Annotated in this window: 16 protein-coding genes and 1 pseudogene; 12 read left to right on the forward strand and 5 right to left on the reverse strand. The window is 44.6% G+C overall.

Features of this window, described 5'->3' with window-relative positions; translation table 11 throughout:
• Positions 1-18 precede the first annotated feature (18 nt).
• Both J2T20_RS19335 and J2T20_RS19340 read left to right on the forward strand, forming a co-directional pair.
• Positions 19-984 (forward strand): alpha/beta fold hydrolase, encoded by a 966-nt coding sequence (locus J2T20_RS19335; RefSeq protein WP_307590975.1) that lies wholly within the window; start codon positions 19-21, stop codon positions 982-984.
• Between the two features lie 66 nt (positions 985-1,050).
• Complete coding sequence (locus tag J2T20_RS19340) at positions 1,051-2,622, forward strand: ABC-F family ATP-binding cassette domain-containing protein (protein WP_307590976.1); 1,572 nt, start codon at positions 1,051-1,053, stop codon at positions 2,620-2,622.
• 41 nt (positions 2,623-2,663) lie between these two features.
• On the opposite strand, the gene J2T20_RS19345 is transcribed toward J2T20_RS19340, so the two are convergent.
• Both J2T20_RS19345 and J2T20_RS19350 read right to left on the reverse strand, forming a co-directional pair.
• The gene (locus J2T20_RS19345; protein ID WP_307590977.1) at positions 2,664-2,855 is read right to left on the reverse strand and encodes a hypothetical protein; all 192 of its coding nucleotides are present in this window, start codon (positions 2,853-2,855) and stop codon (positions 2,664-2,666) included.
• 16 nt (positions 2,856-2,871) lie between these two features.
• On the reverse strand, positions 2,872-3,240 hold the full coding sequence (locus J2T20_RS19350; protein ID WP_307590978.1) for a hypothetical protein: 369 nt from the start codon (positions 3,238-3,240) through the stop codon (positions 2,872-2,874).
• A gap of 148 nt (positions 3,241-3,388) precedes the next feature.
• On the opposite strand from J2T20_RS19350, the gene J2T20_RS19355 reads away from it, so the two are divergent.
• From J2T20_RS19355 to J2T20_RS19390, 8 genes and pseudogenes are all read left to right on the forward strand, one after another.
• Positions 3,389-3,556 (forward strand): hypothetical protein, encoded by a 168-nt coding sequence (locus J2T20_RS19355; RefSeq protein WP_307590979.1) that lies wholly within the window; start codon positions 3,389-3,391, stop codon positions 3,554-3,556.
• A gap of 89 nt (positions 3,557-3,645) precedes the next feature.
• Positions 3,646-4,386 (forward strand): response regulator transcription factor, encoded by a 741-nt coding sequence (locus tag J2T20_RS19360; protein ID WP_307590980.1) that lies wholly within the window; start codon positions 3,646-3,648, stop codon positions 4,384-4,386.
• Complete coding sequence (locus tag J2T20_RS19365; RefSeq protein WP_307590981.1) at positions 4,383-5,456, forward strand: sensor histidine kinase; 1,074 nt, start codon at positions 4,383-4,385, stop codon at positions 5,454-5,456. Before J2T20_RS19360 ends, J2T20_RS19365 begins: the two co-directional genes overlap by 4 nt.
• A gap of 47 nt (positions 5,457-5,503) precedes the next feature.
• A pseudogene (locus J2T20_RS19370) lies at positions 5,504-6,735 on the forward strand (molybdopterin-dependent oxidoreductase).
• Between the two features lie 237 nt (positions 6,736-6,972).
• A complete protein-coding gene (locus J2T20_RS19375; RefSeq protein WP_307590983.1) occupies positions 6,973-7,419 on the forward strand; it encodes a hypothetical protein in 447 nt (148 codons plus the stop codon).
• 1 nt (position 7,420) lies between these two features.
• Positions 7,421-7,642 (forward strand): helix-turn-helix transcriptional regulator, encoded by a 222-nt coding sequence (locus J2T20_RS19380; RefSeq protein ID WP_036655193.1) that lies wholly within the window; start codon positions 7,421-7,423, stop codon positions 7,640-7,642.
• Position 7,643: 1 nt separating this feature from the next.
• Entirely contained in the window at positions 7,644-8,621 is a 978-nt protein-coding gene (locus J2T20_RS19385; protein WP_307590984.1) for an NAD(P)-dependent alcohol dehydrogenase, read from the forward strand.
• A 206-nt stretch (positions 8,622-8,827) separates the two neighbouring features.
• Positions 8,828-9,010, forward strand: coding sequence for a hypothetical protein (locus tag J2T20_RS19390; RefSeq protein WP_307590985.1), 183 nt, complete (start codon positions 8,828-8,830; stop codon positions 9,008-9,010).
• Between the two features lie 35 nt (positions 9,011-9,045).
• Here the strand turns inward: J2T20_RS19390 and J2T20_RS19395 are convergent, their stop codons facing one another.
• Complete coding sequence (locus J2T20_RS19395) at positions 9,046-9,864, reverse strand: CPBP family intramembrane glutamic endopeptidase (protein WP_307590986.1); 819 nt, start codon at positions 9,862-9,864, stop codon at positions 9,046-9,048.
• Positions 9,861-10,415 (reverse strand): PadR family transcriptional regulator, encoded by a 555-nt coding sequence (locus tag J2T20_RS19400; protein WP_307590987.1) that lies wholly within the window; start codon positions 10,413-10,415, stop codon positions 9,861-9,863. The genes J2T20_RS19395 and J2T20_RS19400 overlap by 4 nt, the downstream gene beginning before the upstream one ends.
• A gap of 212 nt (positions 10,416-10,627) precedes the next feature.
• Between J2T20_RS19400 and J2T20_RS19405 the strand changes: the two genes are divergently transcribed.
• Entirely contained in the window at positions 10,628-12,157 is a 1,530-nt protein-coding gene (locus tag J2T20_RS19405; RefSeq protein WP_307590988.1) for a flavocytochrome c, read from the forward strand.
• Positions 12,158-12,207: 50 nt separating this feature from the next.
• Here the strand turns inward: J2T20_RS19405 and J2T20_RS19410 are convergent, their stop codons facing one another.
• Entirely contained in the window at positions 12,208-12,582 is a 375-nt protein-coding gene (locus J2T20_RS19410) for a PilZ domain-containing protein (protein WP_307590989.1), read from the reverse strand.
• Between the two features lie 230 nt (positions 12,583-12,812).
• Here J2T20_RS19410 and J2T20_RS19415 point away from each other — a divergent pair, with 230 nt between their 5' ends.
• On the forward strand, positions 12,813-14,399 hold the full coding sequence (locus J2T20_RS19415; protein WP_307590990.1) for an ABC transporter substrate-binding protein: 1,587 nt from the start codon (positions 12,813-12,815) through the stop codon (positions 14,397-14,399).
• The last annotated feature ends 305 nt before the right edge of the window (positions 14,400-14,704 follow it).

The following is a 14,704-nucleotide window of genomic DNA, read 5'->3' on the forward strand; positions in this document are numbered from 1 at the left end:
CAGGAGGGATAATAGATCATGTGGAGAAGGATACGGAGAGTAGCGTTGATGGTGCTTGCTGTTCTTATTGTATTATTGAGTGTTGGAACAGCTTATCAATGGAACGGTGCTAGAAAGGATGTTAAATCCTATGAACCCGTCGGCAAGTTGTATCAGGTGGCAGGTCATAAGATGCATTTGTACACTGCGGGTGAAGGGGACACTACCGTCGTATTCGCATCCGGTTGGGGGACAGCAAATCCATACGCAGATTTTTCACCTTTGTATGAAGGACTGGAATCTCATGTCAAAGTTGCAGTATATGATCGGTTTGGCTATGGATACAGCGATACAACGGGTAGACAACGAGATATTGATACGATCACGGATGAGATTCATGAACTGCTTAGCGTTTCGGGACAGACCCCGCCGTATATACTCGTTGGACATTCACTAGGCTCATTGGAGACGATTCGTTACGCGCAGCGTTTTCCAACCGAAGTTAAGGCCATTCTATTCATTGATGGTGGAAGTCCAGAATATTACGCCTCCCGTCCAGGACTTACGTTCATCCCGATAGCCTATCGTACGCTTCGAACAACAGGGATACTACGGGCTTTGTATCATACAAGTGGTTTTGCAGAATGGGCAACGGATCAGAGCAACGGAGAGAAACTGCTGACTGAGGATTTGAAAAAGTTGAACCGTACAGCCCTTCTCTTAAAGTCCGGGAATCGAGACATGACGAATGAAATACGACAAAGTCAAAAAAATGCAGAGGTCATTCTTGCAGGTAAAAAACCGCTCAACATTCCCATTACGGTTCTAACCGCTGATTATTTCGGAAAGTTAAGTGAAGACAAGGCATGGATGGACAGCGAAGCGGCGCTTCCTTCTTGGTCCACAACAGGAAAGCAAATGATCGTACCTAATAGCTCACATTACATTCATAGCTACCAACCTGAGACGGTTATTAATGAGTTGCTTAGGTTGTCTGGAAACTGATTCTAAGTGGATATGATATAATCACGCTTGAGTAGCTGAGTTAGGGAAATAGAGGAGTGAACAGGCTTGAGCGTAATTCGAATGGAAAATGTAACAAAGAAATACGAGGATACACTGATTTTCCGCGATATTTATTTTCGTGTAAGCAAAGGGGAACGTATTGGACTTATTGGGCGCAATGGCGCAGGTAAATCAACGGTTTTTAAGCTGATCATGGGCAAAGAGGAGCCCACAGCTGGAAAAGTAGAGATAGATCCGCAGGTTAAAATAAGCTATTTCTCTCAATTCTCGGAGATGAGCGGCAGCTTGTCTGTTCAACAGGAATTGGAGTTATGCTTCGAACAGGTAAGGCTGATTGAACAGGAGTTGGAGAATTTAGGTGAACAGCTGGGCCAAGTAACCGATGAGTCGGAAATGAATCGCCTCTTGGAGCGTCAAGCGGAGCTTTTTGACCAAATGGAGCATTTGGACGGCTGGAATGTAGCAGTGGAAATTAACACGGTGCTAACGAAGCTGGGTTTCGATGACCGCTCCCGCAATCAGCCTGTTGATGAACTTTCCGGAGGTTGGAGAAACCGCGCGGCACTTGCCAAAATATTAATTGAACTGCCTGATGTCGTATTGCTTGATGAGCCGACTAACTTTTTGGATTTGGAAGGATTAGTGTGGTTAGAGCAGTGGTTGAACCGCTTCGGCGGCGCGATGATTCTGGTGTCGCATGACCGACAATTTATAGACAGGGTTGTTACACGGACGATTGAAATCGAGAACTATCATTTTCAGGAATATGACGGCAATTATACGGATTACATCCGCAAAAAGAAGATGCGCAAAAAGGTTCTGGACCGCCAGTTCGAATGGGAAGAGGAACTTCTCATCATGGAGTCGGAAGCCATTGATACACGTACGCAAAAAAAATCTTCCAAGGATCGTTTATCCCGCAAACTCTCGGATATGAAAAAAAGGGTCGAGCCTCATCCGGTAAACGTTCTAATCACCGATATTTACGAGAATTTGCGTTTCCCGGACAAGCTGTGTGAAGTTAAAGGGATTGGCCAGACGTATGACGGACGGGCCATTATTGAGAATATCAGCTTCGACATTCAGAAAGAAGATCGATTGGTAATCGTGGGGCCGAACGGAAGCGGGAAATCCACTCTTATTAAAGTACTAACCGGCCAAGAACAACCGGAAACCGGAGAGGTCATCTGGGAGAGAGGCGTCAGCTATGCTTATTTCAATAGAATGTGGGATGAGCTGGATCTGAAGGACACGGTTAGCCATGCCGTGAACATCTCCGGACTGGGTCTAAATGCCACGCGGAAAAAAGTGAATAAATTCCTATCCATGCTTCAATTCTCGGAAATGGATCTCGGAAAGTTTATCGGCAATCTATCCGGCGGGCAACAGGCCAGAGTAGCTTTAGCTAAATGTCTACTTTCAGGAGCGGCAGTCATTATATTGGATGAGCCCACCAATCACTTGGATCTGACGAGTATACAGGTTATGGAGCAGGCGCTGATTCATTTTCCAGGGGCTGTCATTACAGTAAGTCATGATCGATTCTTCATAGATAAAATAGCGACAAAGATGCTTACCTTTGACCCGGAATTGGGAATAAGTGAGCAGAATTTATAGAAAAGGAGCCCTCGGGCTCCTTTTTGCATGTTCACAAAATGTTATTGTTTCTTCACAGCGGGCAGCTTGATATCGTCAAAATATAACGTCGTAAGCCCCTCGTAACTTGAATCAGTACCGATCAGCAGATATAATTCGCCCTTAACGTTTGTTTTTACTGTTGCGCTGTAACTGAAATTAATACGCTGAAAACCTTCTTTGTCAGAGTCAGGTTTCGTAATATTCCCCAACATCTTCGCGTCAACGCCTTCATTGAACTGATCGCCTTTGTCTATTTACATAAACGGATTCACTAGGAGAGCCCCCGATGCCCAACATGCCGCCGGATTCTTTGGTGTACATCCCTATATCGAGTTTAACTTGATAGGTTGTATTGGGAGTGAGGTTTTCAACTTTTTTGGTAAGGAACATGAACAGATCATCACTTCGATTAGCTCCTACGAGCTTAAGACCATAATTAGTTGTATTCTTGCCACCGATGGGCAGGAGCGCTCTGGCATAGTTCAGTGCGTATATTTCCTTGTTGTAATCCACTGGCAGGTCGGCAAAAGAACCCTTCCAACCTTCATTACTTGTATTGAAGTGATAGCTGATGTTTACGTTGTCGCGAACAGTCACACAGTCTCTTTCTTAGTCCGTTGAAATCGTAATACTTTTGTAATGTTATTCTAATGCTTTCGCAAGAAGTTCGTTCTTATATGGTTAGCTTTAATCGTTAAGATGATTGGCAGGTAGAGAAAACTTAAATTCCAAGGAGGAGATTTTCGTGAGAAAAGGAATCTTAGTTGTACTATTATTAGGGGTTACGCTGGTACTTAACGCTTGTAATGCCAATGAAAAAGACATGAACAAAGAAAACATGAATAAATCGAACACGCAATCTGAAATGGGAAATGCGGATATGAAGGACGACACAATGGAGACAAATAAATAAATGGGGGAACTGTTCTGTCGAATCTGCTAGGCAATAAAGCTATAATATACGAATAGAATGCCAGCAGGCCAAAACAGGAGGAACCCGTCATGAGCGCCAAAATAATTGTAGCCGATGATGAACGGAATATTACGGATGTATGCCGCCGATATCTGGAGCGCGAGGGATGGACGGTATGGGTGGCGGCCGATGGTGAGGAAGCACTGCGGCTGTGGAGTGAGCATCGTCCGGATATGCTCATTCTCGACTTGATGATGCCGAAGCTTGGCGGGATTGAGGTATGTGATCGAGTTAGACAAGTGGAAGAAACTCCAATCATTATGCTAACGGCTCGGGGAGAGGAAGCTGACCGATTAGTAGGTCTAACAATGGGTGCTGATGATTATATCACAAAGCCATTCAGTCCAAGAGAACTCGTGCTGCGTATTAAAAATATTTTGAGAAGAACGGGTATTCATGCACATACTGCGGCAAAGGATCAGCACCTATTTCCTAATGCTGAGGAGACCGATCAGCCCCCTATTTTTTTTGACGGATTGTCGATATATCCTCTGGAAAGACGGGTAACCGTAAGGGGGGATGAGGCGGAACTGACGGCCACGGAATTTGATCTGCTGCATCTTTTGGCTATATATCCGGGTAAAGTGTTCTCGCGAAGTCAACTGTTGAATCAAATATGGGATGTCGCTTATGACGGAGATACCACAACCGTTACGGTGCATATGCGCCGCCTTCGTGAGAAAATTGAGGAGAATCCGTCCGAACCGTCCTGGATTAAGACCGTTTGGGGAATTGGCTATAAGCTGGAAGTCAAGGATGTGAGCGAATGAAGCTTCGAACCTATCTTTTGCTCGCTAACATGATTAGTATAGCATTTATTATTATTTTGCTGGTGGCTTTCTATCGTTACATGCTGCTTTCTATGGATCAATTTATTTGGCTGACCTCTGCGACAGTTGGAGCGGCAATTGTATCGGCTCTACTGCATTTTTTACTCCTACGTCCAATAGAAGCTTCGGTGCGACGGGTGGGAGAAGGAGCTGGGCGGATAGCAGCGGGAGATTTGGAAGCGCGAATTGAACATACGGGATTTAAAGAGTTCAGACAGCTCGCAGATCAGTTCAATCATATGGGAAGCAGCCTGGAGACAAGCTTCCGTCAGGTAAAAGCGGCGGAAGCCTCACAAAGAGAGCTTGTCGCAAATATGGCACATGATCTACGCACCCCGCTTGCTTCGGTGCAATCTTATGTGGAGGCCTTGCAGGATGACATTATTCAGGATGAGGAGACATTCCGCAATTATCTGTCGACAATTCGTTCAGAGACAGTCAGACTCGGTAATTTAATTCAGGATTTATTCGAATTATCAACGCTTGATGGAACAAAGCAGGAACCTGATGAACTGAAGCTATCGATTGTCGAGGATGTACTTGTTGAATTGCTGCCACGGTTTACAAAGCCAATTGCACTGAAGTCATTGCAGTTAATAGTGAGGCTCCCAGATCGTCGAGTGAGTATAATAATAGCTCCAAGGCATCTGCAGCGAATACTACAAAATCTACTTGAAAATGCAATAAGGTATTCCCCAAAAGACGGACTGCTCTCTCTACTGGCGGAGGAAATTGAAGATCCGTCCGGAAAACTCGTCAGATTTGAAGTTTCCGATGAGGGAGAGGGTGTTCCCGTAGAAGAAAGAGAGCGGATATTCGAGCGTTTCTATCGTTCTGAACAGTCACGGAGCCGTGAAGGTGGCGGTGCCGGACTTGGTTTATCCATTGCAAAGCTTTTGGTAGAGCATTCTGGAGGGCAAATCGGTATCCAACCAGCGGGCAACCACGGGAGTGTGTTTTGGTTCACCCTTAGAGAAGCCGTTGATGCTAAAAAAACTACAGAGATATGAATGCTTCTGGAAGGATAAGCAAGAGGTTAAGAGGGAGGCGGAATTAAATGGGCGGATTCCTGGAGCGTGCGCGCAAGGGCTATGGGAAAAAGCTGGTATCTCTTCATGCGTGGAACGGATCGTCTTAATTTTGGCTTTATCCGGTCTTATTTTAATCAGCGGTTTCTGGCGGGGTTTCCTGGGGGAGGGGCGAGTATGGATTAAATGGCTGCATATTGCTGTGGGTGTAGCTTCCATCCTTCCGGTTGTTTACTATTTATTGCTTGCTGCAAAACATTGGAAGCAGCTTAAGAAGAAACCCTGGCAGCGGTTCAATGTACTTGTTGTGCTGGGATTGCTGTTGGGTTGGTTTGGCACTGGTGTTTTGTTATGGCAGTTCAGAGTAGTGGGTCCTAGAATATCGAATATCGCTTTGGTCTCACATGATTTACTTACTTGGATAGGTCTCCCGTACATCATATATCACTCCATAACGAGGTTGAAATGGCTCAAGGAACCGAATCGTCGTACAATTGAGGACACCCATGTGGTTGAGGTGCTTCACCCCGCAGCACCGCAGCCCGTTTATACGAGAAGGGCCTTCATTCGAGGCGCAATCGGGATGGGGCTTGCGGTTACGCTCGGGCCCTCTTTTGTTAAGTGGTTGGGCAATTCGATTGGAAGCATGGGCGGAAGTAAAACGATTGATAAATTGATTGAGGATAATGCTAATTCACTAGTCCCTGATCCGGTGCCTTTACCGGCATCAACACTTCCGCTCGGCGGTGGTGCGGAGGGGCATTTCCGTGTATATACGGTGACGCCAATTCCTTCTTTTACGAATGAGAATTGGTCGTTCACAATAGATGGACTAGTCGACAAGCCCTACAAATGGAACTGGGAGCAGTTTCTGGAGCAGAAACGGATGGTGCAGGTCAGTGATTTTCACTGCGTGACGGGCTGGTCCGTTTATAAAAATACATGGGAAGGCATCCCGCTTAAGACACTACTTAAACAAGCAGGTGTCAAGGCAAAGGCCAGGACGGTTAAATTTTATTCTGGAGATGGCGTTTATACCGATTCGTTGTCGCTGGAGCAAGCTGATTTGGATGATGTCATGGTAGCAGTTATGCACGACGGCAAGCCCATTCCCAGTGATCTTGGCGGGCCTGTCCGGCTTATCGTTCCGAAAATGTATGCGTACAAGTCTGTTAAATGGTTGAACCGAATTGAGCTGATTGAAAATGATCATGTCGGATATTGGGAAGTACGAGGTTATGCAAAGGATGCTTGGGTATGAACCGCTTGGAAGAAGTTATGATGTGAATCAAATATATGGTCGTGTACACACAAAAAAAACAACCAAGAGTCTTCTTATAGAGCTTCTCGGTTGTTTTTGTGTGCACGTAATTGGCGGAAGGTAGAAAAGTATTTTGTACTTGGTGTAATGTTTTGTTGACAATATGTATAGTTTAGCATACATTATGTATATAATACTTGACTGGTTTTATTAGGTATTTATAAAGGAGGAACAGAAATGTCCTATCAAGAAAAAAAGAACATCGTATCCTTATTGGGCTCTTTTCTGGTATTTGTATGGTATGGTTTGTATGTTTTTCAGAAGCATCCTTTAGGGAGCATTGATTCCGCGAATACCTTCAGTTTTTGGGGAGGCGTAATTTTAATCTTAATCCCGGTGTCTATAGTAGTCAAAATCATCATTACCATTGTTTTCAATATCATCTATAGAATAACGACTAATGAAACAGAGCCTTCATTCTCTGATGAACTAGACAAATTAATTGAACTGAAAGCCACAAGGAATTCTCATTATGTCTTTACTCTTGGTTTTCTTGTATCGATGGGATCACTGGTTATGGATATGCAGCCCACTGTGATGTTTATTATCCTAATGGTCTCAGGGTTCTTATCAGAGATGGTTGGTGGTATTACACAGCTCTATCTTTATCGGAGGGGAGTCTAAGATGGGTAAAATGCTTATTCGCAACAATGTTCGAAAATTACGTTTTAACCATGATGAAATGACCCAGCAGCAATTGGCTGAAAAAGTAAGTGTGACGCGGCAAACCATCGTAGCTATTGAAAAAGAAAAATACTCTCCTTCTCTGGAATTGGCTTTTCGTATCGCTCTCGTGTTCAACTCACCGTTAGAGGAAGTTTTCTTTATAGAAAAAGAGGAGGAATAGTATGAAAGCGATCGTATGCGAAAAGTACGGAACCCCGGATGTGCTTCAATTTAAAGAGGTAGCTAAGCCAACTCCCAAAGATAATGAAATACTGATTCGAGTATATGCGGCAGTAGTAACCCCGTCGGACTGTTCTTTTAGAAAGGCAGATCCCTTTATGATCCGACTTTTTTACGGACTTACGAAACCCAAAAACCCCAAAACAGGCGTTGAGTTTGCCGGGGAGATTGAAGCCGTAGGCAAGGATGTAAAGTTATTCAAGAAAGCAGATCAGGTGTATGGCCTAAGTCCAAATACTTTTGGCGCACATGCCGAATACATGTGTCTGCCTGAAGATAAAGCAGTAACCCTAAAACCGGTGAATTCAACATATGATGATGCAGCCGCCGTTAGTGATGGAGCACCCACTGCATTGATATTTCTTAGAGATAAGGCGAAAATTCAGAGCGGACAAAAAATCCTTATCAACGGTGCATCTGGAGCGGTAGGGGCTTATACTGTACAGCTTGCTAAATACTACGGAGCAGAAGTTACTGGAGTATGCAGTTCTGCGAATTCAGAAATGGTGAAATCTCTGGGAGCTGATCATGTTATTGATTATACCCAAGCGGACTTCACCAAAGGCGGTCAGACCTATGACATTATTTTCGACGCAGTAGGAAAAAGTTCATTTTCACGTTGCAAAAACTCGCTTAAGCAAAAAGGGGTCTATCTTACAACTGTCCCTACCCTTAGGACTATGCTTCAAATGTTATGGACATCGAAGATTGGCAGCAAAAAGGTGATTTTTACGACTGCGGGCTTACTCCAGAACAAAGGAAATCTAGTTTTCCTTAAAGAACTTTTCGAGGCAGGGAAAATAAAATCGGTCATCGATAGACGTTATCCGTTAGAACAGACGGCTGAGGCACACAGGTATGTTGAAAAAGGGCACAAGCGGGGAAATGTGGTCATCAATTATATGCCATTCTCGAATTAGGGATTAAACAACGGGACATACTTTTTATGGCAGCTAATGAGTTGCTAGTTTCAGAACGAACAGAAGGGAGCACACTATATGCCTCGCCAACCAAAAAATGAAAAGGGCAAAAAGAGTCCGGGAAATAATCACGATTCAGCAGTTCCAGGTTCGACCAAAAAAAAATAAGTTAAGAAATTCCGAAAAAAGTTGAAGGAGTTGCAACTATGCCATCAAGCCGAAATCATCAAGAGGCGCATGGAATCGGACAGATTGAAGAACAATTGCAACAGCAGGCAGACGCAGCAAAAGCTATTCAAGGCAGTAGTGAAACTGATCGCGAAATTGCTGAGGCTGCGAAAAGCGATAAACATACCGCATTAGACGAAATTGTCGGTAGAAAAGAATAAACACATGATACAAAGTTAAAACCCACCTAGGTTTCTTATCGCAGGTGGGTTTTAGCTAGTCTTCTTTTATATATCCACAAACCAGTGAGTCCAGTTAAAGCAATAGTGAGGATTCCTTCGGGGCTGGGTATGGCTACAACCTTGAAACTCTCATGAACCAGAATGAATTTTTTCAAAATTAATGTATCTATGAAGGCATTTCCCATCGTGTGCATAAGGACGGCTGGCCATACGCTTTTGGTCATTAACAGAATTTCACCATATAGTATCGCCATGGCGATCACACCAATCATCATACGAGGGATATAGGTGATCATGCTTTCCGTAGTGTCGAGGAACAGGGATAAATAAGGGAAATGCCACGCCCCCCAAACCACTCCAACGGTAATATGGACGAGGAAGCGGTTGATTCCTATCGTGAACAGTTTTGGCGCCAAATAACCTCTCCACGCAAATTCCTCGAATATATTCTTGATGAAGCCCGGTAGGAGAGCCATACCAAATGCTGCTAAATAGGTAGAAGACGAAGGAGATATTTCAATCCACCCCAGTCCCAAACCCATGCCTACAATCACCACGGTCATTAAGGGATAGAAAAGGATACTGAACATATACAAAAATAGGTTTCCTTTGAATAGGGGGTTGATGCCGAAATCTTTCCATCCGTCACCCATCCAACTACGCATAATCACCATAGTCAAGAGGGGCGACACAATCCAAATCAGCTGACCGAGGCTGCCGTTCTTATCCGTTCCTACTTGCAGATCCACCAACCGCCCGATCCATCCACAGCTTAACGCAATGATCGAGAAAATAATAACGTGTTTAAGCGTCTTGTCTCCATTTTCCCTCAAGATTCCATCTCCTCTTTTAACTTCTGTAAGTACTTCGTGTACCACTCCTGTAAGAAAGCATAATAATCCATGCCAAATTCCAATGTATCCAACCGTGTTTTAACTTTAGGGTTGTTCAGAAGTTCTTTGTTTTCCCCGATCTTTTCCCGGTTCATTTGTTGAATCTTCCTCATGGTTGCTCCGACATTTTCAATTTCATGTAAATACGCTTCGACAAGTTCGAGTTTTCTGGAGTTTTCGACGTAGTTGAAGAAAAACATTTTGACGAGTGCAGGATCCCTGGGTTTATCTAACGCGATAGATTTACCGGCCCAGCGGAGGAATTCTTCTTCACCTTCCTCGGTTATCGAGTAGACTTTCTTACTCCTTGCTCCCTGAAACTCCTCTGTTACATGGACATGTCTATTCTGAATCAGCTTCTTCAGGGCCGGTTGTATGCTGCCTTGGCTGGAATTGTAAAAGAATCCGGTGCTTGATTCCATCGTTTTCTTCAGATCATAGGACGATTTCTCACCGTCTAACAGCAATCCTAAAATGATTTTATCCTGCATGAATATGAACGCCTCATTTCTATAGGATATGTCTACTAGACATATTTGATTTGATCTTAATTCCTTTTTTTGGTTTTGTCAATTTAAAATCCGATCTAAAGTGCCAGTTACTTTAATTACTAAACGCTTTTTTAAGTTACTTAAGCTTCCCTAGGCAGCAGCTTTGCCGCTATGATAATTGTGAAAATATGCACAAGGGGGCAAGGTTTTAGATGAAAAAGACAACAACAGCGGCCCTTATTCTCATTCTCTCTGTCATGCTCGTTATCGCAGGATGCGGAAACAGCAACAGCAACAGCAAAAACACCGAGAACAAGAGTAAGGACAATGAGACCCAAAAAGTTGAAGCAGTATCAGGAGCATCCGAAGCAAGCTATACACCGTACGATCAATTAAAAGATAAATATGATATCATCATTGTCGGTGCGGGTGGTGCGGGTATGTCTGCTGCACTTGAGGCTAAAGCAAAAGGCTTGAACCCGGTTATTTTAGAAAAAATGCCGGTTGCCGGCGGAAATACAACAAAATCATCTTCGGGAATGAACGCTTCAGCAACAAAATTTCAAAAAGAGCAAGGTATTGAAGACAGCAATGATCTATTTTATGATCAGACTTTAAAAGGCGGTCATGATACTAACGATAAAGAGATGCTTCGTTTCTTTGTTGATAATTCCGCAAGTGCTATCGATTGGCTGGATTCCATCGGGATTCGATTGAACAATATCACCATTACAGGCGGTATGAAGGAAAAACGCACACACCGTCCTGAAGACGGCTCGGCGGTAGGGCAATACCTTGTCAAAGGTCTTGTGAAGAATCTGCAAGAGAAAGGCATTCCGCTTTTTGTGAACGCTGATGTCAAAGAAATTACCCAAAAAGACGGCAAGGTAAATGGCGTTAAAGTTATTTTTAACCAAGCTGACGAGAAAGTGATTACAGCAGCGGCTGTCGTTGTGACAACCGGTGGTTTCGGATCCAATAAGGAGATGATTTCCGAAGTCAGACCTGATTTGGAAGGATATGTGACTACAAACCAGATTGGCAGCACCGGCGACGGCATCAAGATGATTGAGAAAGTTGGCGGTACTACGGTCGATATGGATCAAATCCAAGTTCACCCGACGGTACAGCAAGAAAAGTCTTACCTCATTGGGGAAGCTGTTCGCGGAGAGGGTGCTCTCCTTATTTCAAGTAAAGGCACACGGTTCACCAACGAACTGGATACTCGTGATAAGGTCACAGCAGCAATCAATACGCTTCCTGAGAAAACAGCATTTCTAGTATTTGATTCCGGTGTAAAATCCCGCGTTAAAGCCATTGAACAATATGAAAAAATGGGCTTCGTTATCCAAGGGGACTCGATCGAGGCTTTGGCAAAAGAAATGAATGTCCCTGCTGATAAGTTGAAAGCAACACTGGATTCATGGAACAGTGCTGTGAAAGCTAAATCGGATACTGAATTCGGTAGAACAACAGGGATGGACAATGACTTGTCCGGCGCACCATACTATGCGATTAAAATAGGCCCTGGCGTTCACTACACCATGGGTGGTGTGAAAATCAACACCAATACAGAAGTTTTAAATAAAGACGGCAAGCCTATTACAGGTCTGTTTGCGGCAGGAGAAGTTACAGGCGGATTGCACGGTGAAAACCGCATCGGCGGTAACTCTGTTGCAGAAATTATTATTTTCGGACGCCAAGCAGGTATCAAATCTGCTGAATTTGTAAAAGCACAATAGAATGATAAAATGCAAAGGGCCCGCGTCTAAGCGTGGGCTCTTTGTATATCTCAACGAACCAATATTTTACCTTCACCAGCCAAACTACGCAGTATTTTTGGTAGACGATCACGATCCCCTTCAGGAATCTCTAATTGTAAACCGTAATGGAAACTGCCTTCTAGTTCCTTGCTCCATTTCAAAGTTCCTTCTATATACATAGATTCTTCGGTTAGGTCCATCTCCATGCCAATGCGAACCATGTTATTTTCTGGATCGACATTCAAGGGTAGCGACAAGTGGCAACCGGAACGACTGATGTCAAACATCATAGCTCTTACAGGCTTAGAGGGAACCGGGATCCCGTTGATACTAAGGATATGAAGATCAAATGAAGCGGGTTCTTTAAGGGTATAACGAAAAGGTTCGGTTCTGCGATTAGTCATATGCTCCTCCATACTATTCCATTTGTTGACTATTTTATATTATCGACAGGAAAGCTGGATAAGTAAATAGCTGAATTTTTTTGGATTCGAATTTCATGATTGACAGCCTCCACCGTGAAAGTCGTTGCAAAAGTATGTATAATCGTTGACGGCCTATATTAGAAGATAAGCAAATTTTTATTATACTTTACTTGTAAGCGATTACATATATCGACGGGGGGAATAATCGAATGAATAAGAAAAGAGGGTTGACACTGCTGTCCGGTATTCTAATGCTGTCGCTGCTCGGTGCGTGCGGCAACAACAATGGTAACGCCGGGGGCCAGACGGAGCCGCAGGCTTCGGCAGCCGCGACGCAGGAAGCGGGAGGCAATAATCAGGCAGCCGGAGATTCCGGCACAGTGGATACATCCCAGCCTGTTACACTAAAGATGATCTTTGTGGGACCAAAGCCGATCGACTACGATACGGTGTTTGGGGAGATCAACAAGAAGCTTAAGGAGAAAATTAACGCGACCCTGGAAGGCGAGTTCTTGGACTGGTCGGACTGGGCGCAGAAATATCCGCTCAAACTCGCGGCCAACGAGGATTTTGATCTCATTTACGCAGCCAACTGGGCAGGATACAACGATCAGGCAATCAAAGGCGGCTTCCTGGAACTGACTGACGACATGCTGCAGAAGTACGCTCCGATGACCTGGAAAGAGATGACGCCGGTGAGTTGGGGTCAGGCGAAGGTGAACGGTAAGCTCTATATGGTACCTCAGAACCGCGGTGAAACGGTCGAGAAGCTGATTTTATACCGGGAGGATCTTCGCAAGAAATACAACCTGCCGGAGATTAACAGCCCGGAAGCTTACGCTACCTATCTCAAGACCATTACCGAGAAGGAAAAGGGCGTCCTTCCGTTCACTCCGGAGACCGGAGACTGGAAGCTCCACAATCTGGACCGGGTATTGCTGAAGCAGCAGAACGAATGGAACATGCTCGACTTTGATCTGCCGTTAGGCTTCAAGCTGACTGATCCCGCAGGTAAAATATTCAATGTATACGAAACGCCGGAATTTAAGGAACTCGTCTACTATTATAAAGATCTGGCCGATCACAACGCTTGGTCGAAGAGTGCGCTAAACAGTAAGCTGGATCACCAACAGGAGTTCAAGGAAGGCAAGACGGCGTCAATTACGCATAACTTGGGTACGCTTGGCTCTATGGTGACCGACATGCGGGAGAAGAAATCGCCGTATGAATTGGCGCTGGCTGACGTTACACCGGACAAGAAGAAGTCAGTGGCTGTCTCCACGCAGAACGGGGTCGCCATCCACGCCACCTCCAAAAATCCTGAGCGGGCCCTGATGATGGTCGATCTGCTGCAGAACGACAAGGAACTGCACGATCTGATCATGAACGGCATCTCCGCTGTGCATTACAATCCGGTCGGAGACGACAAGTTCACGAACGCGGAAAAGAATGCTAATTACACCGGCTTCTCCAACTGGTGCTTTAACTCGCCACTGAACCGGGACAACGATTCGTTCCCAGATGAAGCGAATGCGTTGACCGACAAATGGGAGGGGGAGGTTTACCACTATGATCTGGAAACCTTCGTGTTCGATAACAGCAAGGTGAAGACAGAAGTCGCGAACGTAGGTAATGTGATGCTCCAATACGGCATTCCATTGGAATATGGCAAGGTGAATGATGTAGACAACGGACTGGCCAAGCTTCAGAAGCAGGTAAAGGCCGCCGGTATAGACACAATAATCGCGGAAGTTCAGCGTCAGATTGATGAATTCCTTGCCAAATCGGCCCAGTAATACAGTAAGAAGCATTCCGTTTTTGTCTGTTACTATACTTAAATACCAAGAAAGCCCGCGTTGAGACGCGGGCTTTCTTCATGCAATCATCTCTCGTTGCCGCCTGCGGGTCGGCAGAGGGTAAACCGGCCCGGAATTTTTAATCCCTTGATCGGGAACGTTTCTATAGTTATATATAAATATGGCGTATATTAAGGATCAACTGCAAATTCAGTGCTTGACTATAGCAATCTACTTTTAATCAGGGTTACTGTGCTTCTGCCGTTTGAAATATTAAGTAAGCTTAATATTGTGGAAAAAATGCT

It is taken from the genome of Paenibacillus wynnii (assembly GCF_030812855.1).
GTDB classification, from domain to species: Bacteria; Bacillota; Bacilli; order Paenibacillales; family Paenibacillaceae; genus Paenibacillus_AQ; species Paenibacillus_AQ wynnii_A.